At 60.0% G+C, this 23,422-nt stretch carries 25 protein-coding genes and 2 pseudogenes; 12 read left to right on the top strand and 15 right to left on the bottom strand.

Translation table 11 applies throughout. The features are described 5' to 3' along the window. The 4 genes and pseudogenes from KGA83_RS17265 to KGA83_RS17250 all read left to right on the top strand — a co-directional run. A pseudogene (locus KGA83_RS17265) lies at positions 1-197 on the top strand (ammonium transporter); the annotation flags it as partial. Positions 198-295: 98 nt separating this feature from the next. After that, entirely contained in the window at positions 296-532 is a 237-nt protein-coding gene (locus KGA83_RS17260) for a glutaredoxin family protein (RefSeq protein ID WP_223530306.1), read from the top strand. Between the two features lie 172 nt (positions 533-704). After that, entirely contained in the window at positions 705-1,022 is a 318-nt protein-coding gene (locus KGA83_RS17255; RefSeq protein WP_223530304.1) for a transcriptional regulator, read from the top strand. Positions 1,023-1,148: 126 nt separating this feature from the next. Beyond that, positions 1,149-2,039, top strand: coding sequence for a pseudouridine synthase (locus tag KGA83_RS17250; protein ID WP_223530303.1), 891 nt, complete (start codon positions 1,149-1,151; stop codon positions 2,037-2,039). Positions 2,040-2,123: 84 nt separating this feature from the next. Here the strand turns inward: KGA83_RS17250 and KGA83_RS17245 are convergent, their stop codons facing one another. Together KGA83_RS17245 and mobA are read right to left on the bottom strand one after the other, a co-directional pair. Further along, positions 2,124-2,345 (bottom strand): YgdI/YgdR family lipoprotein, encoded by a 222-nt coding sequence (locus KGA83_RS17245; RefSeq protein ID WP_108219614.1) that lies wholly within the window; start codon positions 2,343-2,345, stop codon positions 2,124-2,126. A gap of 78 nt (positions 2,346-2,423) precedes the next feature. Next, positions 2,424-3,026 (bottom strand): molybdenum cofactor guanylyltransferase MobA, encoded by a 603-nt coding sequence (gene mobA, locus KGA83_RS17240; RefSeq protein WP_223530301.1) that lies wholly within the window; start codon positions 3,024-3,026, stop codon positions 2,424-2,426. Positions 3,027-3,107: 81 nt separating this feature from the next. On the opposite strand from mobA, the gene moaB reads away from it, so the two are divergent. Both moaB and glp read left to right on the top strand, forming a co-directional pair. After that, complete coding sequence (gene moaB, locus KGA83_RS17235) at positions 3,108-3,647, top strand: molybdenum cofactor biosynthesis protein B (RefSeq protein WP_108219612.1); 540 nt, start codon at positions 3,108-3,110, stop codon at positions 3,645-3,647. Next, positions 3,631-4,857 carry a gephyrin-like molybdotransferase Glp gene (gene glp / locus KGA83_RS17230; protein ID WP_108219611.1) on the top strand — a complete coding sequence of 409 codons (1,227 nt, stop codon included), beginning with the start codon at positions 3,631-3,633 and terminating at the stop codon, positions 4,855-4,857. Before moaB ends, glp begins: the two co-directional genes overlap by 17 nt. Before the next feature lie 64 nt (positions 4,858-4,921). Here the strand turns inward: glp and KGA83_RS17225 are convergent, their stop codons facing one another. After that, positions 4,922-5,236: a hypothetical protein gene (locus KGA83_RS17225; RefSeq protein WP_223530299.1), complete on the bottom strand. Its 315-nt coding sequence runs from the start codon at positions 5,234-5,236 to the stop codon at positions 4,922-4,924. A gap of 173 nt (positions 5,237-5,409) precedes the next feature. On the opposite strand from KGA83_RS17225, the pseudogene KGA83_RS30090 reads away from it, so the two are divergent. Then, positions 5,410-5,555, top strand: a pseudogene (locus KGA83_RS30090) (lipid kinase YegS); the annotation flags it as partial. On the opposite strand, the gene KGA83_RS17220 reads toward KGA83_RS30090, so the two are convergent. From KGA83_RS17220 to KGA83_RS17210, 3 genes are all read right to left on the bottom strand, one after another. Continuing rightward, on the bottom strand, positions 5,517-6,176 hold the full coding sequence (locus tag KGA83_RS17220; RefSeq protein ID WP_108219610.1) for a response regulator transcription factor: 660 nt from the start codon (positions 6,174-6,176) through the stop codon (positions 5,517-5,519). The pseudogene KGA83_RS30090 and the gene KGA83_RS17220 sit on opposite strands and share 39 nt — an antisense overlap. Further along, positions 6,173-7,066, bottom strand: a complete 894-nt coding sequence (locus tag KGA83_RS17215; RefSeq protein ID WP_108219609.1) for a sensor histidine kinase — start codon at positions 7,064-7,066, stop codon at positions 6,173-6,175. The genes KGA83_RS17220 and KGA83_RS17215 overlap by 4 nt, the downstream gene beginning before the upstream one ends. A 395-nt stretch (positions 7,067-7,461) precedes the next feature. After that, positions 7,462-7,932: a hypothetical protein gene (locus tag KGA83_RS17210; protein WP_108219608.1), complete on the bottom strand. Its 471-nt coding sequence runs from the start codon at positions 7,930-7,932 to the stop codon at positions 7,462-7,464. A gap of 463 nt (positions 7,933-8,395) precedes the next feature. Between KGA83_RS17210 and KGA83_RS17205 the strand changes: the two genes are divergently transcribed. Both KGA83_RS17205 and KGA83_RS17200 read left to right on the top strand, forming a co-directional pair. Beyond that, positions 8,396-9,331 (top strand): chemotaxis protein CheV, encoded by a 936-nt coding sequence (locus KGA83_RS17205; protein ID WP_108219607.1) that lies wholly within the window; start codon positions 8,396-8,398, stop codon positions 9,329-9,331. 216 nt (positions 9,332-9,547) lie between these two features. Next, the gene (locus KGA83_RS17200) at positions 9,548-10,354 is read left to right on the top strand and encodes an MOSC domain-containing protein (RefSeq protein ID WP_223530298.1); all 807 of its coding nucleotides are present in this window, start codon (positions 9,548-9,550) and stop codon (positions 10,352-10,354) included. 84 nt (positions 10,355-10,438) lie between these two features. On the opposite strand, the gene KGA83_RS17195 is transcribed toward KGA83_RS17200, so the two are convergent. The 8 genes from KGA83_RS17195 to KGA83_RS17160 form a co-directional block, all read right to left on the bottom strand. Then, positions 10,439-10,723, bottom strand: a complete 285-nt coding sequence (locus KGA83_RS17195) for a pyrimidine/purine nucleoside phosphorylase (RefSeq protein WP_108219605.1) — start codon at positions 10,721-10,723, stop codon at positions 10,439-10,441. A 69-nt stretch (positions 10,724-10,792) separates the two neighbouring features. Beyond that, positions 10,793-11,335 (bottom strand): exonuclease domain-containing protein, encoded by a 543-nt coding sequence (locus KGA83_RS17190; protein WP_108219604.1) that lies wholly within the window; start codon positions 11,333-11,335, stop codon positions 10,793-10,795. 70 nt (positions 11,336-11,405) lie between these two features. Then, on the bottom strand, positions 11,406-13,367 hold the full coding sequence (locus tag KGA83_RS17185) for an acetyl/propionyl/methylcrotonyl-CoA carboxylase subunit alpha (RefSeq protein ID WP_223530296.1): 1,962 nt from the start codon (positions 13,365-13,367) through the stop codon (positions 11,406-11,408). A gap of 108 nt (positions 13,368-13,475) precedes the next feature. Continuing rightward, positions 13,476-14,273, bottom strand: a complete 798-nt coding sequence (locus KGA83_RS17180) for an enoyl-CoA hydratase/isomerase family protein (protein WP_223530294.1) — start codon at positions 14,271-14,273, stop codon at positions 13,476-13,478. Next, positions 14,270-15,427, bottom strand: coding sequence for a citronellyl-CoA dehydrogenase (atuD, locus tag KGA83_RS17175; protein WP_108219601.1), 1,158 nt, complete (start codon positions 15,425-15,427; stop codon positions 14,270-14,272). Before atuD ends, KGA83_RS17180 begins: the two co-directional genes overlap by 4 nt. A gap of 25 nt (positions 15,428-15,452) precedes the next feature. Next, positions 15,453-17,069 (bottom strand): geranyl-CoA carboxylase subunit beta, encoded by a 1,617-nt coding sequence (gene atuC / locus KGA83_RS17170; protein WP_223530292.1) that lies wholly within the window; start codon positions 17,067-17,069, stop codon positions 15,453-15,455. Between the two features lie 3 nt (positions 17,070-17,072). Beyond that, positions 17,073-17,942, bottom strand: a complete 870-nt coding sequence (locus KGA83_RS17165; RefSeq protein WP_108219599.1) for an SDR family oxidoreductase — start codon at positions 17,940-17,942, stop codon at positions 17,073-17,075. Positions 17,943-17,954: 12 nt separating this feature from the next. After that, positions 17,955-19,757: an acyclic terpene utilization AtuA family protein gene (locus KGA83_RS17160; protein WP_223530290.1), complete on the bottom strand. Its 1,803-nt coding sequence runs from the start codon at positions 19,755-19,757 to the stop codon at positions 17,955-17,957. Between the two features lie 177 nt (positions 19,758-19,934). Between KGA83_RS17160 and KGA83_RS17155 the strand changes: the two genes are divergently transcribed. From KGA83_RS17155 to KGA83_RS17145, 3 genes are all read left to right on the top strand, one after another. Next, positions 19,935-20,561 carry a TetR/AcrR family transcriptional regulator gene (locus tag KGA83_RS17155; protein WP_108219597.1) on the top strand — a complete coding sequence of 209 codons (627 nt, stop codon included), beginning with the start codon at positions 19,935-19,937 and terminating at the stop codon, positions 20,559-20,561. Between the two features lie 93 nt (positions 20,562-20,654). After that, complete coding sequence (locus KGA83_RS17150) at positions 20,655-21,473, top strand: substrate-binding periplasmic protein (RefSeq protein ID WP_108219596.1); 819 nt, start codon at positions 20,655-20,657, stop codon at positions 21,471-21,473. A 75-nt stretch (positions 21,474-21,548) separates the two neighbouring features. After that, positions 21,549-22,562 carry a GNAT family N-acetyltransferase gene (locus KGA83_RS17145; protein ID WP_223530288.1) on the top strand — a complete coding sequence of 338 codons (1,014 nt, stop codon included), beginning with the start codon at positions 21,549-21,551 and terminating at the stop codon, positions 22,560-22,562. A gap of 132 nt (positions 22,563-22,694) precedes the next feature. Here the strand turns inward: KGA83_RS17145 and KGA83_RS17140 are convergent, their stop codons facing one another. Next, positions 22,695-23,243 (bottom strand): RNA polymerase factor sigma-70, encoded by a 549-nt coding sequence (locus KGA83_RS17140; RefSeq protein WP_108219594.1) that lies wholly within the window; start codon positions 23,241-23,243, stop codon positions 22,695-22,697. Positions 23,244-23,422 lie beyond the last annotated feature (179 nt).

The raw sequence follows: 23,422 nt of genomic DNA, 5'->3' as shown, positions 1-23,422 counted from the left end.
AAGAGACAGGGCTGGGTGGGGTCAGTTTGATCAGCCAGTTGATCGGCACTGCACTGGGCATCACTGTGGCCCTGGCCGGCGGGTTTGCCGTGTATGGCGCGATCAAGGCGTTGCATGGATTGCGCCTGAGTCAGGAACAGGAGTATTACGGCGCGGACCTGTCGATCCACAAGATCGGTGCCGTGAGCCAGGACTGATTCAGGTCTTTTCATCGTCTCAGGGCGGGGGGCTCAATGGCTCGACTGTTTTTCGGGGGAGGCCTAGAATGGTTAATTCATTATCTGGTTGAGCGCTCATGCTTCCCGAATGTCAGTTGTTCGGCACCCTTGGATGCCATCTCTGTGAAGTAGCCGAAGCCATGTTGATGGAGTTTGTCGAGCGCGGCCTGTTGGTGGAAGTGGTGGATATCGCTGAGGATGAACGATGGTTCGCAGCCTACTGCCTGCGTATTCCGGTGTTGCGGCGAGTCGATACCGGTGCTGAACTGGGCTGGCCGTTCGGTGCCGAGGAAGTGGTGGCGTTCCTGCGTTAAACGGTTTTTGCGTTCAGGGTATCTCCCGCCTGTCGAACTTTGCGATTGATCCTCTTGGCTTAATCGGTGTCGATCGGATACTGTATGCTCATACAGTTATTCGTGGCGCCTGCCTTGCCGTTCCTGATTTTCAGGAGTGAGCCGGCAAGCCCGGGCGTGAGAGGGATGAATCGTGGTCAATGTCGAACAGTTGAAGAACAGCGTGAACCGGATGTCCGCAGACGTCGTGCGCGAGGCCGTCGTTGAGTTGTGTCTGGATGGTCTGGTGACCGAAGGGAAAACGCCCTTCAACAAAATGCACTTCAATACCTGTTTCGCAGAAGTCGAAGCCTTGTTTCAACGCGCGGGTTATCACCGGCAACTCGACGTCGTGGGTTACCAGGGATTGTTGTACGCCTTGTATGACCCCGCTCGCTGGGAAGCGGTCGATGTACTGCGCTGGCTCAAGGAATACACCGAAGCGGCGGCGCGCACGCAGATCCCGGCTTGAGGAATCTCCTCCCGGGGGCGTTTTCAATTGGTTTTCACGCCGGGAAAACTAATTGAGAACGGCCCCTAGGTTCATTCCCCTTGCTGTTGGATAATGCCGCCCTGCACTGAGGGTTAGAGCTTTCGTATGTCCACTTCTTCTTTTTCCGCGGCACACAGTCAGGCCAGTACGCTCTACTTGCCACCCGGCCCGTGGCACACCGTTGTCGATTGCCTGAGCGAGCATTTCAGCGCCATCGGTCGCGAACAATGGCTGGACAGAATCGCCCGTGGCCGGGTCCTCGATGGGCAGGGCATGCCGATAGCCCTCGATCTGGCCTACAAGGAAGGTTTGCGGATTCATTATTTTCGCGAAGTGCCGGATGAAAAGCCGATCCCGGTGATCGAGTCGATCCTGTACGCGGACGAGCATCTGGTGGTGGCCGACAAACCGCACTTTCTACCCGTGACGCCGGCTGGCGAATACGTCGAACAGACGCTGCTCAGGCGCTTGATCCGTCGCCTGGACAATCCGCATCTGGTGCCATTGCATCGCATCGACCGGCATACCGCAGGGCTGGTACTGTTTTCCGCCAATCCGCAGAGTCGTTCGGCTTATCAGTCGTTGTTTCCAACCCGGCAGATCGAAAAGCGTTACGAGGCCATCGCAGCGGCGTTGCCTGACCTTGCTTTCCCGCTGGTTCATAAAAGCCGACTGGTCGATGGCGAACCGTTCTTCCGTATGCAGGAGGGGCCCGGGGCGAGCAACACCGAGACTGCGGTGGACGTCAGGGAGAAGCAGGGGGATCTCTGGCGTTACGGTCTTTACCCGGTGACGGGCAAGAAACATCAGCTGCGGGTACATATGGCGGCGTTGGGAGCCGGTATCTGCAACGACCCGTTTTACCCCGAGGTGCTCAAGGATGCGCAGGATGACTACGCCAATCCTTTGAAACTGCTGGCTCAGGGGCTGAAATTTATCGATCCGGTCACAGGCAAGGCGCGAGAGTTCGAGAGTGAAATCACCCTGCAATGGTGATCACAAAGCTACCCTGAAGCATTGTTCTTCAGGCATGAAAAAGCCCGCATCAAGCGGGCTTTTCTGTATCCGGCGGTGCCAGGATCACAGCTCCTTAACGGTACGAACCTGGTCTTTGTTGATACGGGTCTGTTTGCCGTCGAGCTGTTCGAATTCGTAGAAACCGGAATCCTTGTCGAAATCTGGCGTGTCGACGGCCTGGATTTCGCGACCGTCATTCAAGGTGATCACCGTAGGTGATGCGCAACCGGCGAGGGTGGCGAGACCGAGTGCGAGCATGAAAGTGGCGAGGGTCCGTTGAGTCATGATTGTGTTTCTCCGAATAAGAAATCTTTGGTTACTGAACGTGAGACGTGCACCGTTCGCGCAAGTTCCTGATTAATCTCAGTCTGGCACAGTGTTATGACCGCTTAACAGTTCCGGCGTGTTGAAGTTGGCCAGCCGAGGGTCCTTGTCGGGGCATTGCAGTGCGGTCGCACCGAGCTTGCGCATCAACCGGCCAGGGCTGCGCTCACCTTCGTTCCAGGCGTTTTCAAATGCTGCCCTGTGTAGCACAGGAATCACACACAACAACGGTTCCCAGTGGCCATCATGCCGCACCATCAGCGGCTTGTCCGGATGCAGGTTGGCGGCCTCGCGCATATTGCCGATCAGCGCCGCATCAATGCCGGGAACGTCACAGGGCAGGACCAGCAGATGAGTATGACGAGCCGCTTTCAGGCCTGCGCGAATACCGGCCAGCGGCCCGGGGAAGTCACCTTCATCATCGTGGACCAACTGGTCGGCGTAGGGCTCGTACTTCTCAAGGTTGCGATTGCAGGAGATGATCAGGTCATCGGTCAGCGGGCGGGTCTTGCGATGCAAGTGTGCAATCAACGGTTCGCCGTGCCAGTCCAGCAATCCTTTGTCCCGCCCGCCCATACGTTGGCCGCGCCCGCCCGCCAGGAGCAGAATGGAGCAGGGTGGCAATTGTGAATTCGAGGTCATGGCAGGTCTCCATGGGAGCGGCGAAAAAACCGAGCGCTGTGATATAACACCGGGCTGTTTCTCCTACAACTGGACGAGCCTATGAAAGCCAAGGCTGATGTGCCTTTCGCACCACTGAATATTGCAGTGCTGACTGTCAGCGATACCCGCACACTGGAAACCGACACCTCAGGTCAGGTCTTTGTCGACCGCCTGACCGCTGCCGGTCATAACCTGGCAGCCCGGGTGTTGCTCAAAGATGACCTCTACAAAATTCGCGCGCAAGTCGCCAACTGGATTGCCGACGATGTCGTGCAGGTTGTGCTGATCACCGGCGGAACCGGTTTTACCGGGCGTGATAGCACGCCGGAAGCCGTCAGTTGCCTGCTGGACAAACAGGTTGATGGATTTGGTGAGCTGTTTCGCCAGATCTCGGTTGCCGATATCGGCACCTCGACCGTTCAGTCCCGGACGTTGGCCGGTTTGGCTAACGGTACGTTGGTTTGCTGCTTGCCGGGCTCGACCAATGCCGTGCGCACCGGTTGGGACGGCATACTGGCCGAGCAACTGGATTCGCGGCATCGTCCGTGCAATTTCGTGCCTCACTTGAAACAGGCAGCGCCTTGTGAATCCCGTGGGTAAGCCTGGCAAGACTGGCAGCCTGATGCCCGTCGAGCTGGCGTTGGCACGCTTGCTGGAAATGGCCGAGGCCTCAAGGATTGTCGAGCGCGAACGCTTGCCGTTGGCACAGGTACAGGGGCGTGTACTGGCTGAAGACCTGGTGTCGACCCTTGATCTGCCACCCTGGCCCAACAGTGCCATGGATGGTTTTGCCCTGCGCATGGCTGACTGGACGGGAGAGCCGTTGGTGGTCAGTCAGAAGGTGTTTGCCGGCCAGGCCCCCGATCCGTTGCAGCCAGGAACCTGTGCGCGCATTTTCACCGGGGCGCCTGTTCCCGCCGGTGCCGATTGCGTCGAGATGCAGGAAAATGTCGAGGTTCAGGCGGATGAGCGAGTACGTTTCGCTGAAGCCTTGACCCAAGGTCAGAACATCCGTCCGCAAGGCCAGGAAACCACCGTCGGCGAGCTGATTCTGCCGGCAGGTACGCGGTTGGGGCCGATCGAGCAAGGATTGGCTGCCTCGTTGGGGTGCGCTGAGCTGGAGGTGGTTCGCAAGGTGCGTGTGGCGGTGCTGTCCACCGGCGACGAATTGATTGAGCCTGGGCAGACGCTGGGGCCGGGACAGATCTACAACAGCAACCGGGTGTTGTTGTGCAGCTGGTTGCAGCGTTTGGGGTGTGAGGTCGTCGACGCGGGAATTCTGCCAGACAATCTGGAAACCACTCGCTCCCGATTGGGTGAGTTGAAGGATGTCGACCTGATCCTCTCGACCGGTGGCGTATCGGTAGGGGAAGCCGATTTTCTGGGCATCGCCTTGCGTGAAGAGGGCGAATTGACGCTGTGGAAACTCGCCATCAAGCCCGGTAAACCGCTGACCTTCGGACATTTTCGCGGAGTGCCGGTGATTGGCTTGCCGGGCAATCCGGCATCGACCCTCGTAACTTTTGCATTGTTGGCCAGGCCCTATCTCCTGCGCCGTCAGGGTGTAAAAGAAGTCGAGCCGCTAAAGGTGCAGGTGCCGGCAGGGTTTGACTGGCTCAAACCTGGCAATCGGCGTGAGTATTTGCGCGCACGGCTGGAAAACGGCAGGGCGACGATCTACAAAAACCAGAGTTCTGGCGTACTGCGTAGCGCTGCCTGGGCTGATGGATTGGTAGAAGTCCTGGAAGGTCGCACGCTGGTTCAGGGCGATAGCGTTTTCTTCATTCCACTTAGTGAAGTTCTGAGCTGATGGTTTCAGCGGCCTGGTCACACAAAACCCGGTTGATTGAACCGGGTTTTGTGTTGAGGGCCACTCAATGCGCCAGAAGCAATGAAATAACCTGCTCGAAACGGCTATTGGCGATCCAGCCAAGGAGGCCGAGGATCACGGCTGTTCCGCAGGCGGAATAGGCAAGCCTGTGCTTGATGGATTTGACGTCATCCAGGACTTCGTCCATGTCCCTGCGTAAGCTCTTGAGGTGTGTTTCCAGCTCGGTGACGCGAGGTTCCATATCAACTTCTCCCGTGGCTTTTGGGCTGTTGCGGTATTCAGCTCGATGGCCTGCATTTTTATTGTCTGTGAGCGGCAAGAACGAAATGGCCGGCGATCCGAGGTTTTGGCTTTGCATGGCACGTCCTTGTGGTGTCCTGCTCTGGCCCCCAAAAGTCTACCAATTCAAGTTTCCGGTCAATTGAGCCGATTCCTCACGTTTTGTAAGAAAAATCCTGCCGTGTGGGGGGATAAGACTGTCCGACTGGAAGTCATTCGTTTTCTTGCGACTTTTAACGGGGGGAGGCTTCTGGCGTCGACAGCATGTTTATTCGCGCGCGCCTGCCCTGGAAGGGGACAACTTGCGTTTCTCGGTTCGCCCGGCGGCGTTACTCGTGCATCTGCTTGAGGATTCGCTGCTAGTCGTCAAGGCTGATGATTTGTTCGCGTACGGCAAACAGCACCAGGCCGGCCACGTCGTAGATCTGCAGACGCTTCATGATCTGCGAACGGTGGGTTTCTACGGTCTTGACGCTCAGCCCCAGGCCATTTGCGATCTCTCGAGTGGATTTTCCGCGAACGATCAACCGCAGGATTTCCAGCTGACGTGCCGTCAGGTTGTGCGAGTCGGCAGGTTCGGGCGGGTGCTTCTGGTTTCGGGTCAGCGCCTGGTTGATCACCGTGTGGGCAATGGCCGGGCTCAGATAGCGCTCGTTGTTGCGCAAGGCCTCCAGCGCGTGCTCGAGCTCGGTCGCCGTGGTGTCCTTGAGCAGGTAGCCATGGGCTCCGGATTCCAGCGCCTGCATGATCAGGGCCGGGTCGGTATGCATCGAGAGGATCAGGACCTTGCTCTGCGGGCGCACCCGCTTGAGTTGCTGCAAGGCTTCGAGGCCGCCGGTCTGGCGCATCGAAATATCCAGCAGGACAATGTCCGGGGACAGCTGCTCGACCATTTCCAGCAACTGCGAGCCGTCACTGGCCTCACCGATGACGGCATAGCCCGGCAGATCCATTACCAGAGCGCGCACGCCAGCCCTGATCAGCGAGTGGTCATCCACCAGTAGTAAATTACAAGTCAATGCATAACCTTATTCGAACTGGCCCGTTCGAGCGTACGGGGCGCCCAGGGAAAAAGAGCTTCGATCTGGGTGCCTTTGCCCGGCTCGCTGGTCACGGTCAGCGTGCCACCCAGTTGATCGATCCGTTCCGACATCCCGGCCATGCCACGTTGCCCTTCACGACCGGGGTCGGTTGCAGGCGCGAAGCCCTGACCATCATCGCTGACCTGCAACTTCAGGCCTTGTGGCAGGCGCTGCAGGCAGACCACCAGGTTCTTGGCCTGGGCATGTCGCAGGATGTTGGTGACCGCTTCCTGGGTGATGCGGAAAGCCGCCAAGGCCATTTCCTCCGGTATGCCGGTCAGGCGCTGCTGGCATTCCAGGCTCCAGTGCACCGGGGTGTTGGTCAGGGTCTTGAGCAGGTGCGCGCGCAGACTGGCCTCCAGCCCGAGGCTGGTCAACTGCCGGGGATTGAGAATGGCGGATACGTCACGAACTTTGGTCAGGGTTTCTTCCAGCGTGTCGCAGAGGACCGAGCATTGCTCCTGGAGTTCTTCGGGCATCCGGCGCTTGAGCCAGTCACTTTGCAGTTTTGCGGCGGTCAGCAATTGACCGATGTCGTCATGCAGTTCCCGGCTCAGCCGGTGACGCTCGTTTTCCTGAACCTGCAACAGTCGGTCGGCCAGTTCCTGGGGCTGGAATTTGATGGATTTGCGCGAGAGGCAGTACTGCACGGCCGCACTGGTCAGCGCCGCAACGTTGAGCACCAGCAATGGCAGGGGCAACGGGTTGGACAAGCCATAGGCCAACAGACTGCCGAGCGTCGAGCAGGCGCATAACAACAGCGTGAATGTGCGTGCACTTTCTCGAGAGGGTGGCCACGTGGCGATTGACTTGAGGCTGGCGTGCATAGCGGATGGAGCCAATGGATGTTCGCTGCGGGCAGGCCGGTCATGCTGGCTGACAGGCCCCTGTTTTTTAATCTGGAGCGTCGACTTCAACGGGGTGTACTTATTTGGAGAAATCAGCCCCAAACCGTCCGGCTGCAACCACACTGCCACTAATTGGCGTCAACTAACAGGCGGCATAGTAGCACTTAAGATACCGTTGGTCGCGTCCGTATATATGTCCGAAAAGTCAGGAGTCCAGTCGTTCGGCGATGGTTCCATAAAGGAACAAGTTGGTTGATGTGTTTGTTAAAAGAGGTCGTTTATAGCGTTGAGAAAATCAATTGCGACATGTGCGCACTCAAGTTACAGCGCGGTATTGATAACCGAAACACGCCATGGGGCGTGGTTCGGCAAGTTCAGGCCTGTCGTTGCGAATAGGACACGAGGGTGAACGGCCTGGAGTTGACCGGTGGTTGAAACCGGCTTTGCCCGACCTGAAAGGCAAAGGCTTCGATCAGGGTGGCCTGTTCGCTGTCGTCGAGACTGAGCTGTCCGGTGGTCTGGTCGATGAGTTCGAGTTGCCAGGCAATCAGGGTCAGGCAGTCTTTCAGGGCATTCAGTGCCTCGTCGTGCAGGCTCATGGTGTTCTGTGCGTGGTTCAGCAGGCCATGAATATGCAGGGAGAATTCAGACACGGTCGCCAACGCCAGGGCATCGGCCTTGTTGGCCAGCTTGAGTAGTGTGCTGAGCAGGCAGTCGATGGCGTCCTTGTCATTGCTGATCAGCTGCAGATGACTCAGGCATTCCTCGGTTTTAGCCAGGAGTGTTTCAGCCTCGACGAGGAATTCCGGGAGCCGCCGGGCCCACTCTTTACGGTCGTTCGGCATACTTATCTCCACAACGTCATGTCAAATGAGGGGATATCGAGTGTGTCGACGAGGGCGGTCGGGACCCCGGCATTGTCGAGTCGTCGGGTGAACGAGCTGCGGCTGGCCCGCAGGCAGGCTGGGGAACACGAGAGGGTGGTTGGCCACTTACTTGCGATCGCACACACAAGCCTGACTCCGTTCATGCAATGAGAATGGCGTCACATTAATGGCTATTGGATATTGCGAATATCAGGTTGCGCCTGATTGTTGATAGGGGAATCCCTTACGCAGGGGAACCTTTCGCACGCGCAAAGGTCGTGTGGCGCAGAAGTGCGGCGGATGTGATAACGGCGCCAGTAAAGCATGATGTTAATATGACATCAATGGCCGGGCGTGGCATTTCAGAGAGGGTCAAGCTTCGGCAAAAACAGCCGATAACCTTCCTTGAGTGAAATCATCCGAACAAGACCAGGAGTCATTGATGGCCGGCATTCTCGACACGGTAGACCAACGCACGCAATTGGTGGGTGAGAATCGCCTGGAAATTCTCATGTTCCGGCTCGCCGGACGGCAATTGTTCGCGATCAACGTCTTTAAAGTACAGGAAGTCTTGCAACTGCCAAAGTTGACGCTGATGCCGCAGCGCCATCCTTTTGTGTGCGGCGTGGTCAACCTGCGTGGCCAGACCCTGCCGGTGATCGACCTGTCCCAGGCCATTGGTATGCGCCCGTTGGTGCCGGGGCCTGGCAGCACGATTATCGTCACCGAATACAACCGTTCGGTGCAGGCCTTCCTGGTCGGTGGCGTGGACCGGATCGTCAACATGAACTGGGAAGCCATCCTGCCGCCACCGAGCAGTGCCGGCCGCCAGCACTACCTGACGGCCATCAGCAAAGTCGATGATCAACTGGTGGAAATCATTGATGTCGAAAAGGTCTTGGCCGAAATCGTCCCGTACAACGCCAAAGTCTCCCGCGACAAGCTCGAAGATCCGGTGCTGGAACGTGCCCGTGGTCGTGAGGTGCTGCTGGTGGACGACTCGAACGTGGCCCTGGCGCAATTGCGCGATACCCTGGGACAGCTCGGCGTGAAGATGCACATCGCCAGTGACGGGCTGAAGGCCTTGAACATGCTCAAGGCCTGGGCCGATACCGGCGTGGACATGACCGACAAACTGCTGATGGTCTTCACCGATGCGGAAATGCCGGAAATGGATGGCTATCGCCTGACCACCGAAATTCGCAACGATCCACGCCTGCGCGGCTTGTACGTGGTGCTGCACACCTCTTTGTCCGGTAGTTTCAACGACTCGATGGTCAAAAAGGTCGGCTGCGACAACTTTCTCTCCAAATTCCAGCCGGACAAACTCGTCGACGTGGTGCGCCAGCGCCTGATGCTTGACGACGTACCGGCCTGATCAGGCCATGGTCAACTACTGTAGGAGCGAGCTTGCTCCGGGCGGCGTTCCGACGATGGTCTTGAACGATAACGCGTAAAACCAGATGCCCAGCGGCGTCCTTGGGTTTTTCGCGAGCAATCGAGCGTCGACCGGCTGCTCCTACAGGGTTTTTGATCTTTGATTCGGCCTTCAAGCTCGTATAGGGTGGCGTTTTTGCCTATCAGGGAGCTGGCCATGTTGCGTCTGAGCGCGCTGTATCGTTATCCGTTGAAGTCCGCCAGGGGCGAGACGCTGCAACAGACCGGTCTCGATAAACTCGGGCTGGACGGCGATCGCCGCTGGATGCTGGTGGACGAGGCCAGCGGGCGCTTCCTGACCCAGCGTGCGGTGGCGCAGATGAGCCAGTTGTCGGCGTTGTGGAATGTCGAAGGTGGCTTGACCCTCAGTGCGCCCGGCCATTCGCCGATCGACATTGCCTTGCCAGGTAGCGATGCACAACTGCGAGGCGTGACGATCTGGCGCGATACCTTGCGAGTGCCCGATGCAGGCGATGAAGCTGGGGCCTGGGTCAGCCGGTTCATCGGCAAACCGACACGCCTGGTGCAAGTGCCGCTCGATCGGGCGCGGATGACGGAGGCTGGCTACGGCAAGGATGACGATCAGGTGGCGTTCGCCGATGGCTATCCGCTGTTGCTGATCGGCCAGGCCTCTCTCGAGGACTTGTCGCAACGGGTCGGGCGTCCGTTGGAGATGCTGCGTTTCCGGCCGAACCTGGTGATTGAAGGCAGTGCAGCGTTCGCCGAGGACGGCTGGAAGCGTATTCGTATCGGCGAGGTCGAGTTCCGCGTGGTCAAGTCCTGTTCACGCTGCATCCTGACCACCATCGACCCGCAAACCGGGGAGCGCAGTGACGACCGCGAACCCTTGGCCACCTTGCAGAAATACCGTGCCCAGGCGGACGGCGCCATGTTCGGCCAGAACCTGGTCAACGACGGCAACGGTCGACTCGAAGTCGGCATGCCGGTGGAGATCCTCGAGTAACTTTGCGCCGCAATAAAAATGCCCGTGTCGAAAAACACGGGCATTTTTATTGCGGCGACTTTTTTTGGTTGAGGCCGCGCAGGCTTAGCCGCGGTATTCGCACAGGTAGGCAGTGTCGACGGCCACTTTCAGCTGGAACTTGCTGTTGGCCGGCACATTGAACTGGCTGCCGGCAGCGAAGGTTTCCCAGTCGCTGCTGTCCGGCAGCCTGACGGTCAGTGCACCGCTGACCACGTGCATGATTTCACGCTGGCTGGTGCCGAATTCGTACTCGCCCGGAGCCATGACGCCGATGGTCGCTGGACCTTCTGCGGTGCCAAAGGCGATCGACTTGACGGTGCCGTCGAAGTACTCGTTGACTTTAAACATGGGCGATTCCTCGAAAAGGGCTAAAAAGGGCCGGCCAGTATGCACAAGGCTCTTGGCGTCGTCACCTGTCTAAAGCGGCAGAACCAGCGGCAGCAGGCGTGCGGTATTGCGCGCATCTTCCAGCGCCCGGTGTTGCTGGCCGGTGAACTGCAGGCCGGCCAGTTGCAAGGCGCCGTTCAACCCCAGCGGACGTTCCAGGCGTCGGGCCTTGGCAAAGCGCTGTTTGAGGTTCATGTGCGGCACGTTGGCCAGCATGCTGGCGAGTCCCAGTTGCTGCCAATCCTGAAGCAATTGTTTGCGATCGTAATCGCCCCAACTGGCCCAGCCCTCAAGTCGTGTGTGGTGTTGGCCGAGCCAGCGTTCAAATGCCGGCCAGACTTCGCCCAGCGGTTGCGCGGCATCGATATTGGCTTGGGTAATGTGCGTCAGCTCGCGGCAAAACGGCGTCAGCAACGGCCGTCGCGAGGGCCGGACGAAGCGCTGGAACTGGTCCAGTTCGCGTCCCTTGCGGTCCACCAGGGTGGCGCCGATTTCAATGATTTCCATATCCGTTACGGGCCAACCACCTTCATCGGTGGTGGCCTCCAGATCAATGACCAGCCAGTGAGGCATTGCAGGTTTCCTGGTATCCGCGTCCTGTAGGGTTTGAGCGTAGCCAAACCCGGCGGTTCCGCCTAGCGGCTTATTCGACCTCCAACAGAATCTGCCGGTTTTTTACCTGATCCCCGACTTTGACTTGAAGGCGTTTGAGCACACCGTCGATGCCCGATTTCAACGGGTGCTCCATTTTCATCGCCTCCAGTACCACCAGCAACTGGCCCTTGCTCACGGGGCTGCCTTCATTGACCAGGACGTCGACAATCGCCCCGTCCATCGGTGCCTTGAGGGTGCCGGAGCTGACACCGGCCTGGCCGGTCACCTGTGCCTGGGTGCGATCCTCAAACTGCAGGTTGCCTGGGCGGGTAAACAGCCAGAGCTGCCCGGCCTCCAGGCGATAAGCGTGGCGCTGGCGGATGCCATCGATCTCAAGGGTGGCCCAGCGTCCGTCGTTGTGGATGATCTGCAGAGCGAGGTTGTGCCCGGCGACCTGAATGTGCAACGGCTCGCCGGGGATTGCCCGCAATGCTACCGGCCAATCCTGATCCTCAAGACCGATGCGATAGTGCAGCGGTACGCTGGCGTTGTTGCGCCAACCGCAAAGCGCGGCCGGATGAGCCTGCGCTGAGGCCTGATAGAAGAGGGCGGTGGCGATGGCCAGGTGATGCGCGCCCGGGGCATGGGATTGCAGGCAGGCATGCTCGGAAAAGTGCTGCGCGATGAACCCGGTGCTGAAGTCCCCGCCGGCGAACTGCGGGTGTTCCAGCAGGCTGGCGAGCAAACGCTGATTGCTTTGCACGCCCAGCAGCACGCTGTCTTGTACCGCCCGCAGCAATTTGCGTCGGGCTTGCTCGCGGGTGGCGCCGTGGGCAATGAGCTTGCCGAGCATCGGGTCGTAGAAGGGGCTGATGACCTGGCCTTCGATCAGGCCGTGGTCGATCCGCACGCCGTCCTGCAATCCCGGTTCCCAGGCCACGACGCGCCCGGTTTGCGGCAGAAAACCCTGAGCCGGATCTTCGGCATACAGGCGTACTTCCATGGCGTGCCCGTGGAGTTGCACCTGCTCCTGGCGCAAGGGCAGCGGCTGCCCTTCGGCAATATTCAACTGCCAGGCCACCAGGTCCAGGCCGGTGATCAGTTCGGTCACCGGGTGCTCCACTTGCAGCCGGGTGTTCATCTCCAGGAAATAGAATTGCCCGCGTGCATCCAGCAAAAACTCCACCGTGCCCGCACCGACGTACTGCACCGCGCGCCCGGCCTTGAGCGCCGCTTCGCCCATGGCCTGCCGCAGTTCAGGCGTCATCACCGGGCAGGGTGCTTCCTCGATGACTTTCTGATGCCGGCGCTGCACCGAACAGTCGCGCTCACCGAGGTAAATCAGGTTGCCATGCCGGTCACCGAACAGCTGGACCTCGACGTGACGGGGTTCGACCAATGCCTGTTCGAGAATCAGTTCGCCGCTGCCAAAACCGTTCATGGCTTCGGAGCGCGCGGTGCGAATCTGTTCCAGCAAGTCGCTGGCGTTGTGCACCAGGCGCATGCCGCGTCCACCGCCCCCAGCGCTGGCCTTGATCATCAACGGATAGCCGATGCACCCGGCTTCGCGGCTCAGGGTGGTGTCGTCCTGTTCGGCGCCTTGATAGCCTTTGATGCAGGGCACGCCGGCTTCGAGCATGGCAATCTTCGACAGGCGCTTGCTGCCCATCAGTTCGATGGCCGCGGGGCTGGGGCCGATGAAGGTGATGCCGGCGTCCTGGCACGCGAGGGCAAACCCGGCGTTTTCCGAGAGGAAGCCGTAGCCCGGATGGATCGCATCCGCGCCCGTGCGCCGGGCCGCATCGAGGATGGCCTGGACGTTCAAATAAGACTGGTGCACCGGGGCCGGACCGATGTTGACCGCCTCGTCGGCCATCTGCACGTGGAGTGCATCGGCGTCGGCGTCGCTGAACACGGCGACCGTGCGATAGCCCAGCGCCTGGGCCGTACGCTGGATGCGGCAGGCGATTTCACCGCGGTTGGCGATGAGGATTTTCTTGAGTCCGGGCATGGGGCGTCTCTCGAATTGTGCGGTGAAAGTGCTGGCCTCTTCGCGAGCAGGCTCGCTCCCACAGGGGCATGCATTTCAAATGTGGGAGCGAGCCTGCTCGCGAAGTTTTTAAATGGCCCACCCCGGCTTGCGCTTTTGCACGAAAGCCATCGTTCCCTCGACGCCTTCCGCTCCGGTCACCGCTTCGCTGAACCATTGAGCCGCTTGATCCAGCAACTCATCCGAGGGCTGCCCAGCGCTTGCCAGCAAGAGTTTCTTGGTCATCGCATTCGCCTCGGGCGCACAACACAACACATGGGCCAACACCTCATCGAGACGCTCGGCCAGGGCCTGCGGATCATGCTCGACAAAATGCACCAGCCCCATGCGGCGCGCCTGGTGGCCATCAAAGCGGGCCGCGGTCAGGGCCAGTCTTCGGGCCTGGGTCAAACCGATACGCTGCACCACGAACGGCGCGATCTGCGCCGGCAGCAGGCCGAGGCTGGTTTCCGGCAGGCCGAATTGCGCCTGGTGATCGGCCATGGCGATGTCGCTGACACAGGCCAGGCCGAAACCACCGCCAAGCACCGTGCCTTGCAACACCGTGATCACCACTTGTGGCGCGTGTTGCACCTCTTGCAGCAGTGCACCGAACAACCGATTCAAGTCGCGGTGTGCGCTCGAACCCTGAGTACGGGTGTTGGCCATATCCTTGAGATCGCCGCCAGCGCAAAAGTGACCGCCGGCACCGCCGATCACCAAGGCTCGGACGCCTCGGTCATCGCGCACGGCTGCCAGCACCGAGCGCAACTCGGCGACCATCTGCAAGCTCATCGCATTGCGGCATTCCGGGCGGTTGAGGGTGATGTGCAACACACCGTTGTGCAGTTCCAGCAACAAGGTCTGGCAAACCGGCAGGTTGTTCATTTCTTTTTCCCCGGCAGAATGCCCATGAGTTTGCAGATGATCCCCAGCATGATTTCGTCGGCGCCGCCGCCGATCGATACCAGCCTCACGTCACGGTAAGCCCGGGCCACCGGGTTGTCCCACATGAAGCCCATGCCACCCCAGTATTGCAGGCAACTGTCACTGACTTCGCGGCCCAGCCGCCCGGCCTTGAGCTTGGCCATGGAGGCCAGGCGCGTGACGTCCTGGCCTTTGATGTACTGCTCGGTGGCCTGATAGACCAGTGCCCGCAGGCATTCGATTTCGGTTTGCAGTTCCGCCAGGCGGAAGTGGATCACCTGATTGTCGATCAGCGCGTTGCCGAAGGTCTTGCGCTCCTTGCAGTATTCGATGGTGCTGTCGACACAGTACTCCAGGCCTTTGATCATGTTGGCCGCACCGAACAGGCGTTCCTCCTGGAACTGCAGCATCTGCATCATGAACCCCGCACCCTCATGACCGATGCGGTTGCGCTGCGGTACACGCACATTGTCGAAAAATACCTGGGCGGTTTCCGAGCTGCGCATGCCGAGCTTGTCCAGGTGCGAGCTGAGGCTGATGCCCGGTGTGTTCATCGGCACCATGATCAGCGACTTGTTGATATGCGGTTTGTCGTCCGAAGTGTTGGCCAGCAGGCAGATGAAGTCGGCGCTCGGCGAGTTGGTGATCCACATCTTGCTGCCGTTGATCACGTAGTCGTCGCCGTCCTTGCGCGCAGTGGTTTTCAATCCGGCAACGTCAGAACCAGCGCCGACTTCGGAGACACCGATGCAGCCGACCTGCTCGCCGCTGATGGCCGGGCGCAGGAATTCCTCGCGCAACTCATCGGAACCGAACCGTGCCAGGGCGGGTGTGCACATGTCGGTCTGCACGCCGATGGACATCGGGATGCCGCCGCAATGAATGGTGCCGAACTCTTCGGCCGCGACGATCGAATAGCTGTAGTCGAGCCCCATGCCGCCGAATTTTTCCGGTTTGGAAATACCCAACAAACCGAGGTCGCCGGCCTTGCGGAAGATGTCGTGGATGGGGAAGCGCCCGGCCTTTTCCCATTCCTCGACGTGCGGGTTGATCTCGTGCTCGACGAATTGGTGCACGGTGCGGCGCAGTGCTTCGTGTTCCTGGGTGAAGATCATTTTTATTGTTCTCCTCTGATCGCCCTTAGAAGCGGGCTACGCCAAAACTGTTGGCTTGCAATGGCCGCACCTCGGCCTCGTGACAGATGTCCAGCAAGTAACCGAGCAAAGTCCGGGTATCGCGCGGGTCGATCAATCCGTCGTCCCACAGATTGGCGCTGCCGTAGAGCGCCGTGGACTGGCTGTCGAGTTTCTGCGCGGTGACCTGTTCGAGCATGTCGAGCATTTTCGGATCGGGCACCAGGCCGTCCTTGGCCTGTTTGGCCTCGGTGACGATGCGCAGCACTTTGCCCGCTTGTGCACCGCCCATCACGGCGGTGCGGCTGTTGGGCCAGGCGAAGATGAAGCGCGGGTCAAGGCCGCGTCCGCACATCGCATAGTTGCCCGCGCCATAGGAGCCACCGACGACGATGGTCAGCTTCGGCACCCGGGCGTTGGCCACTGCCTGGATCATCTTCGCGCCGTGCTTGATCACGCCTTGCTGTTCCGATTCGGTGCCGACCATGAACCCGGTGGTGTTGTGGAAAAACAGCAGCGGCGTGCGGCTCTGGTCGCACAGCTGGATGAACTGCGCGGCCTTGCTCGCGCCTTTTGGCGTGATCGGGCCGTTGTTGCCGATGAAGCCACAGGCGCGGCCCTGAATTTTCAGATGACCGCACACAGTCTGATGATCGAATTCGCCCTTGAACTCAAGAAAGTTTGAAGCGTCGGCAATCCGGGCGATGATTTCGCGCACATCGTAGGGTTTTTTCGGGTCATCCGGGATCAGGCCCAGCAGTTCGTCGATAGGGTAGAGCGGCTCCTCCCAGCGACGTTCGGGGAGTCGGGGTAACTGCTCGTTCCACGGCAGCAAGGCGACGATCTCGCGCACCTGACGCACACCGTCGGCGTCGTTTTCAGCCAGGTATTCGGCGGTACCGGCGGTTTGTGCGTGCATCTCGGCGCCACCCAGTTCCTCATCGGTCGCGACTTCTCCGGTGGCGGCCTTGAGCAGTGGCGGGCCGGCGAGAAACAGCTTGGCCTTGCCGCGCACCACCACCATGTAATCCGACAGCCCCGGCTGATAGGCACCGCCCGCCGTGGCCGAGCCGTGCACCACAGTGATCTGCGGCAACCCCATGGCCGACATCCGCGCCTGATTGGCAAAGCTGCGTGCGCCTTCGACGAAAATCTCCGCCGCGTAATTGAGGTTGGCACCGCCGCTTTCGGCGAGGGTGATCATCGGCAGTTTGTTTTCCATGGCGATCTGTTGCAGGCGCAGGGATTTTTTCAAACCGCTGGGGGAGATGGTTCCGCCCCTGATCGCGCTGTTGTTCGCCACCACCAGCACGCGCACGCCGGATACGTAACCGATACCGGCGATCAAGCCGCCACCGGCGCAGCTGCCGTCCTTGTCGTCGTGCAGCTTGTAGCCGGCCAGGCTCGCCAGTTCAAGAAACGGCGCGCCGGGGTCCAACAGTAGATTGAGGCGTTCACGGGGCAATAATTGACCGCGTTTTTCGAACCTGGGTTTGGCTTCGGCAGCCTTGTTCAGCAGGTTCTGTTCGAGCACGCGAACTTGCTCGATGGCGCTCAGCATCGCCGCGCGGTTCCGGGCGAACGGCTCGCTGTGGGGATCGAGTAACGACTGAATCACCGGCATGGGTTATTCCTTGTCCTTCAACACGTCTGGTACGTAGGCGCGATGGAAGCCGTTATACGACGTGCTGTTGGTTGCCTTGTGAATCGGCCAGGCGCGCCCGCCGAGGCTGGCGGCGCCGTCGATGCGCAAGGTGGCGCCGCTGACGAACGCTGCTGCCGGGCTGAGCAGGAATACAATCGCCGCGCTGACTTCCGATTCGGTGCCGATGCGCTTGAGCGGCACGTGTTCGCGCAACGTCGGAATCGCAGCCTTGAAGGCGCCTTCGTAGGTGTCCATGCCGCTGGAGGCAATCCAGCCCGGCGCCACGGCGTTGACCCGCACCCCGGCATGACCCCATTCGTACGCAGCGGTCTTGGTCAGGTTGTCCATGCCCGAACGTGCCGCGCCGGAGTGGCCCATACCGGGCATGCCGCCCCACATGTCGGCGAGCATGTTGACGATCGCGCCGCCGTGCTTGCTCATGGACTGGTTGAACACTTCCCGGGCCATCAGGAAACCGCCCACCAGATTGGTGCGCATCACGGTTTCGAACCCCTTCTGATTGATCGAGGCCAGGGGCGAGGGGTACTGCCCGCCCGCATTATTGACCAGGCCATGAATGGGGCCATGCTTGCGAATCAATTCGCTGACCAGGTGCTCCACCGGTTCTTCCTCGCGGATGTCGCAAACCGCCCAATCGGCCTTGCCGCCGTCTTCGGCGATCTCCGCTGCAACGGTTTTCAGCTTGTCGGCCTTGCGCCCGACCAGCAGCACATGGGCGCCGAGGGCCGCCAGTTCGTGGGCGGTGCAGCGGCCAATGCCACTGCCACCGCCGGTGACGATGATGTTTTGGCCGGCAAACAAATCGGCTTTGAAAATCGAATCGTAGGCCATGGCGGCAATCCTCTAGTTGAACTGGTCGGCGATGCGCTGCGGCACCGGAATCTGGATTTCCAGCAGTTGCTGGGCGAAGGCTTTGCCTTGCGGATCGATTCGCAAGCTGGCGACACCGCCGCCGCCGAGGGCGTTTTCCAGCAGGAAATTCAGGCTGTGGCTGGCGGGCAAGTACCAGCGTTCGACTCGCCCGTGGATGGGATCGAGAACGTGGCCCATCCAGTCGACGATCACTTCCGGGGTCAAGGCTTCGGCGATCCATGGCAGGAACTCGGGCTCGCGGGCCATGACGCCGATGTTGCTGTGGTTGCCCTTGTCGCCGGAACGGGCGACCGCCAGATTGACCAGGGCCACGCTGGCGTCGGCCAGGCCCGTCGGTTTCGGTGGTGCGAGCGCGGCTGGCAGGTCCAGCGGGTCGAGCACATCGAGGGCGGGCAGGGCACACCGGTGGCGCTGGCCCATGCAATCAATGTCCAGCGTGCAGGCGGTTTTGTCGATCAGGAACGAGAACAGCCGGATCAGCGGATACACCGTCGGCCGGCCACCGACAATGCCGGTCAGCCCCGGCGCCATGCCGGTGGCGGCCTGGGCGATTTCCCGGGAGAACACGATCAAGGCCTGCTTGTCCGGATGGCGTACCGCGAGTTTGATCACCACTTCGCGGGTGTCCTGACGCTGGCCGTGGGGGCCGTAGGTGGCCTCGCTGCCCAGCAACTCGATACTCACGTCGCTGTAGGGTGCCCAGCCACGCTGGCGGAACATTTCCGAGGTCTTGTTGATGATCGCATCGCTGACTCGTCGCGCCTTGTCGACGGCATCGATGCCGGCAATCAGGCAACTGGCGGTGCAGCGAAAACCATCGGGGCAGGTGGTGCTGACCTTGTATTGTGCGGTTGGCGGCAGGCCTTTGGCGCCGTGCACCTGCACTGCGTTCTTGCCTTGTTGCAGCAGTTTGACCTGAGTGAAGTCGCACACCACATCGGGCAGCAGATATGCCCGGGGGTCACCGATTTCGTACAGCATCTGTTCGCCCACCGTCAGTGGCGTGACCAGCCCGCCGGTACCTTCGGGTTTGCTGACGATGAACTGGCTGTCGGCGCTGACTTTGACGATGGGAAAGCCGATGTGTTCGTAGTCGGGGACGTCGCGCCAATCCGTGAAGTTGCCGCCCGTGCATTGGGCGCCGCATTCGATGATGTGCCCGGCCAATGCCGCCTGGGCGAGCTTGTCGTAGTCGTGCCACGACCAGCCGAACTCATGCACCAGCGCAGCGCTGACCACCGCACTGTCGACCACGCGCCCGGTGATCACGATGTCCGCCCCCAGGCGCAGGGCTTCGACAATACCGGGTGCGCCGAGGTAGGCGTTGGTCGAGAGGCACATCGATGGCAGGGGCGCGCCGCTGAACATTTCATGAATGCCCAGGTCGCGCAGCTGTTTGAATTGCGGCTGAAGGTCGTCCCCCAGCAGCACGGCGATCTTCAGCGCCACCCCGGCCTTGTCGCAGGCCGCTTGCAGGGCGGCGGCGCAGGCTTGGGGATTGACCCCGCCGGCATTGCTGATGACCCGGATGTTCTGCTGTGCGAGTTGTGGCAGCAAGGGCGCGAGCACTTCGATGAAGTCGCCCGCATAGCCGGCCTGAGGATCTTTCATCCGCGCGCCGGCCATGATCGACAGGGTGATTTCGGCCAGGTAATCGAAGACCAGGTAGTCCAGATGCCCGTGTTCCACGAGTTGCGCGGCAGCGGTCGAGGTATCGCCCCAGAAGGCGCTGGCGCAACCGATGCGAATTGTTTTAGGCGCAGTCCATTCCATAGCCACCTCCAACCGAAGTGCGTCGACATTACCAAGCAAGCGCTTGGTTTGTAAATGACTTGGTTATCTTCTGCCCAAGCGCTTGCTTGGTTGCATCCATGAGCTTAAATTGCCCGCGCAACTCCGGTGTTTTCGGGGGATCGGCGTTATTGATAGATCGACTGTAGGAGATAACGGGTGGACGAGCAAAAAGCCCTGAGGGTCATGCGTGAATTGGTGGACGACGGCCAATTGACCGACCCGGACAGCGCCCGTGGCAAGCTGCTACAGGTCGCGGCCCATCTGTTCCGCAATAAAGGCTATGAACGCACGACCGTGCGCGATCTGGCCGGCGCCGTGGGTATTCAGTCCGGGAGCATTTTCCACCACTTCAAAAGCAAGGACGAAATCCTGCGCGCCGTGATGGAGGAAACCATACGCTACAACACCGCGTTGATGCGTGCGGCCGTCGCCGAGGCCGGCAATGTGCGCGAGCGGGTGCTGGCGCTGATCCGCTGTGAATTGCAGTCGATCATGGGCGGTAGCGGCGAGGCCATGGCCGTGCTGGTCTACGAATGGCGCTCGCTGTCCGAAGAGGGCCAGGCCAAAGTCCTGGCGCTGCGCGATATCTACGAAGACATCTGGCTGCAAGTACTGGGCGAAGCCAAGACCGCCGGGTTTATCCGCGGCGATGTGTTCATCACTCGGCGGTTCCTGACCGGCGCATTGTCCTGGACCACCACCTGGTTTCGCGCTGACGGCAACATGAGCCTCGATCAGTTGGCGGATGAAGCGTTGATTCTGGTGCTGGAAGACCGGCAATAAAGTTGTATTGGCCAGCATTAAACTGGCTAACTGGACAAAACCGCCTAGCTTGAATGCATTGATGTCGTTTTATTGGGGAGTGGGGTTGTTTTGATGGATTCGCCAATTCGGACAGCCTCGCAGCTTTTGCTGGCGATGCTTGCAGCGTCAACGGTGATGCCGTCCCAGGCTGCGCAGCTGGTGCGCATTGGTGCCGCGCACTTTCCGCCCTATACCGTGCGCCCGGAATCCGGGGCCGATACCGGGTTGCTGCCGCAACTGGTCGAGGCTCTGAATGCGTCGCAAACTGACTACCAGTTTGCCCTGGTGCCCACGTCCATTGCCCGGCGCTTCGGTGACTTCAAACAGGGTCGGGTCGACATGGCCATCTTCGAAAATCCGGCCTGGGGGTGGGAAGACATTCCCCATACTGCCGTCGACATGGGGCTCGAAGACGCCGAGATTTTTGTCGCGCAACGCCTGCCCGATCGACAGCAAAGCTATTTTGCTGACCTGAGCGGCAAGCGTCTGGCGTTGTTCAGTGGCTATCACTACGAATTCGCCAATTTCAATGCCGACCCCCAGTACCTCGCGAAAAACTACAACGCCACGCTGACCTATTCCCACGACAGCAATCTGCTGATGGTGTTACGCGACCGGGCCGACATTGCCCTGGTCACGCGCTCTTATCTGTTCGACTACTTGTTACGCAATAAAAAAGTCGCTGACGAGTTGCTGGTGTCCCAGCGCGTTGACCAGATTTATCATCACTACGCCATTCTCCGTCCGACCGCGCCCATCACTGGTGAGGCCTTCGGCAAGTTGTTGCAAGGCTTGCGGGACAACGGCCAGATGCTGAAGATTTTCGATCCGTACAAGATTGCGTTGGTGCCGATCCCGCACAACAAACCGGCGCCACAACTCGCCAATTGACGGTCTTTTGCTAAATTTCCTGCCACGGCTCACGTCACTTCGTTGAACTGTCGACGACTACCGTGAGCCCGACCCATGTCCAATCTGAATGACCTGCCTGCCTTGTATCTGCCGACAGGCAGTCGTCTTGCCGCTGATGAAACCGATTGCCGCCTGAGCCTGAGCCTGGAAGGGCAACCGCTGCCCGCCCTGCGGCTGACTCGTGGCCCAGAGTTGCACGTGCAACTGGAGGAGCGTTTCAGTCGCCCTGAAGGGCAGGCATTGTGGGCGGCCTGTTACTGGCTGTTCGCTCGCGACCCCGACTGTCAGCGCCTGGTCTGGCAACTGCAAGACGTGCCAACCGAAGCCTTGTTCAGCGGCCTGCTGATTGCGACTCACGTCAGCGGCGAGTATCTCTGCGAGCGCACTTTGTTCTGGCAGTTGCCGCAGCCGTGGCTGGGGCATTCATTGACCGGCAGTTACCCGCAGCAAATGCTCATGACCGACGGCAAGCGTCATCCACGGCGGCCGGTCAAACCTGGTGGTGAAGTGTATCGACGCTTCGATGCACGACTGGGCACCTGGGTTTCCCTGCGTACCGTGGAAATCGAGCAAGACCTGGCACGCTTCAACCGCTGGCAAAACAACCCGCGGGTCGCGAGTTCCTGGCAGGAGGAGGGCAGTCTCCAACAGCATCGCCAATACCTGAGCAAACTCGAAGCCGACCCGCACACCCTGACGTTGATCGGGTGTTTCGACGATCAGCCGTTCGCCTACTTCGAAGCCTACTGGGCCAGGGAAGATCGCATCGCACCGTTCTACGAGACCAGTGATTACGACCGTGGCATCCACATGCTGGTGGGCGAAGAAAACCACCGCGGTCCGCACAAGGTGGCGAGCTGGTTATCGGCGCTGGTGCATTACCTGTTTCTCGATGATCCGCGAACGCAGCGCGTGGTGGCCGAGCCGCGTGCCGATAACGCGAAGATGATCGGATACATGCAGGCGCAGCGCTTTCACTGCGAGAAAGAGTTCGACTTCCCGCACAAGCGCGCGGCGTTGATGGTGTTGGGGCGGGAGCGGTTTTTTGATCGGTGCACACTGACCTGAGGCTTCAGATTCAAGATTCGTTGTGGTCTTGAGTCAGCCTTCGCGAGCAGGCCCGCTCCCACAGGGTCCTGCGAACACAGGGGAAATGTGGGAGCGAGCCTGCTCGCGATGGGGGCGCTGAAATATCGGATCTTATTGGCGAGCAGCCCTATCGCCCCGGTTGCCCGACACCTTGCGGCAGTGCACCAGCGCATCCCGGATCATGAAGTTCACCAGGGTCGGCGAGACGCCGAGCTCCTTGGCGATGTCTTTTTGCGGTACGCCATGCAGGCGATACATCTCGAAGGCGTAGCGGGTGCGGCTCGGCAGCTCGGTCAACGCATCGGCAATGTGCTCGAGTGTCGAGAAATTGATGTGCGAAGTTTCCGGTGACGCACCCTGGATCACCACATTCAGCCCTTCCTCCTCAGGGCCGGAATACTTCTGTTCCAGCGCCTGCTTGCGGTAGTGGTCGATCGCCAGGTTGCGCACGATCTGGAACAGGTAGCTCAACTGAGCCTTGATCGAACTGGTGATGGGTGGGGCCGATTGCAACCGGAAGAATGCGTCCTGCACAACATCTTCGGCACGTGAGCGGCAACCGGTAATTCGGGCTGCGATCTTCACCAGAATCAATCGATTGTCGACGAATGCCTGAAGTAGCGGTGTATCGCACCTGCTTGTGGATACTGGTTCCATCATGGAAATCACCCTGCTGCCAAAAGGTTAGTGGGACGGTGGATAAACCGGGGGAACCGTCCTACAGATCGAGCGACAAATTAGGCTTAATGATAATTATTGTCAAATGAGAAAAATAACTAATTCGCCGCAGCGGTGCAGAGTGAGAACGGCGACACGCTGACTCACTTCAGTGCGCCTTG

The sequence above is a fragment of the Pseudomonas sp. GL-R-19 genome, from assembly GCF_019956375.1.
Taxonomy (GTDB): Bacteria; Pseudomonadota; Gammaproteobacteria; order Pseudomonadales; family Pseudomonadaceae; genus Aquipseudomonas.
Note: the sequence above shows the minus strand (reverse complement) of the source record. Positions and strands in the feature narration are given on the sequence as shown.

Bases quoted from the DNA above. Each gene is read 5' to 3' on its own strand.
- KGA83_RS17260 (WP_223530306.1), top strand. From the start codon at position 296: ATGCTTCCCGAATGTCAGTTGTTCGGCACCCTTGGATGCCATCTCTGT.
- KGA83_RS17250 (WP_223530303.1), top strand. From the start codon at position 1,149: ATGTCCACTTCTTCTTTTTCCGCGGCACACAGTCAGGCCAGTACGCTC.
- KGA83_RS17245 (WP_108219614.1), bottom strand. From the start codon at position 2,345: ATGACTCAACGGACCCTCGCCACTTTCATGCTCGCACTCGGTCTCGCC.
- mobA (WP_223530301.1), bottom strand. From the start codon at position 3,026: ATGACCTCGAATTCACAATTGCCACCCTGCTCCATTCTGCTCCTGGCG.
- moaB (WP_108219612.1), top strand. From the start codon at position 3,108: ATGAAAGCCAAGGCTGATGTGCCTTTCGCACCACTGAATATTGCAGTG.
- KGA83_RS17225 (WP_223530299.1), bottom strand. From the start codon at position 5,236: ATGCAAAGCCAAAACCTCGGATCGCCGGCCATTTCGTTCTTGCCGCTC.
- KGA83_RS17215 (WP_108219609.1), bottom strand. From the start codon at position 7,066: ATGCACGCCAGCCTCAAGTCAATCGCCACGTGGCCACCCTCTCGAGAA.
- KGA83_RS17210 (WP_108219608.1), bottom strand. From the start codon at position 7,932: ATGCCGAACGACCGTAAAGAGTGGGCCCGGCGGCTCCCGGAATTCCTC.
- KGA83_RS17205 (WP_108219607.1), top strand. From the start codon at position 8,396: ATGGCCGGCATTCTCGACACGGTAGACCAACGCACGCAATTGGTGGGT.
- KGA83_RS17200 (WP_223530298.1), top strand. From the start codon at position 9,548: ATGTTGCGTCTGAGCGCGCTGTATCGTTATCCGTTGAAGTCCGCCAGG.
- KGA83_RS17195 (WP_108219605.1), bottom strand. From the start codon at position 10,723: ATGTTTAAAGTCAACGAGTACTTCGACGGCACCGTCAAGTCGATCGCC.
- KGA83_RS17190 (WP_108219604.1), bottom strand. From the start codon at position 11,335: ATGCCTCACTGGCTGGTCATTGATCTGGAGGCCACCACCGATGAAGGT.
- KGA83_RS17185 (WP_223530296.1), bottom strand. From the start codon at position 13,367: ATGCCCGGACTCAAGAAAATCCTCATCGCCAACCGCGGTGAAATCGCC.
- KGA83_RS17180 (WP_223530294.1), bottom strand. From the start codon at position 14,273: ATGAACAACCTGCCGGTTTGCCAGACCTTGTTGCTGGAACTGCACAAC.
- atuD (WP_108219601.1), bottom strand. From the start codon at position 15,427: ATGATCTTCACCCAGGAACACGAAGCACTGCGCCGCACCGTGCACCAA.
- atuC (WP_223530292.1), bottom strand. From the start codon at position 17,069: ATGCCGGTGATTCAGTCGTTACTCGATCCCCACAGCGAGCCGTTCGCC.
- KGA83_RS17165 (WP_108219599.1), bottom strand. From the start codon at position 17,942: ATGGCCTACGATTCGATTTTCAAAGCCGATTTGTTTGCCGGCCAAAAC.
- KGA83_RS17160 (WP_223530290.1), bottom strand. From the start codon at position 19,757: ATGGAATGGACTGCGCCTAAAACAATTCGCATCGGTTGCGCCAGCGCC.
- KGA83_RS17150 (WP_108219596.1), top strand. From the start codon at position 20,655: ATGGATTCGCCAATTCGGACAGCCTCGCAGCTTTTGCTGGCGATGCTT.
- KGA83_RS17145 (WP_223530288.1), top strand. From the start codon at position 21,549: ATGTCCAATCTGAATGACCTGCCTGCCTTGTATCTGCCGACAGGCAGT.
- KGA83_RS17140 (WP_108219594.1), bottom strand. From the start codon at position 23,243: ATGATGGAACCAGTATCCACAAGCAGGTGCGATACACCGCTACTTCAG.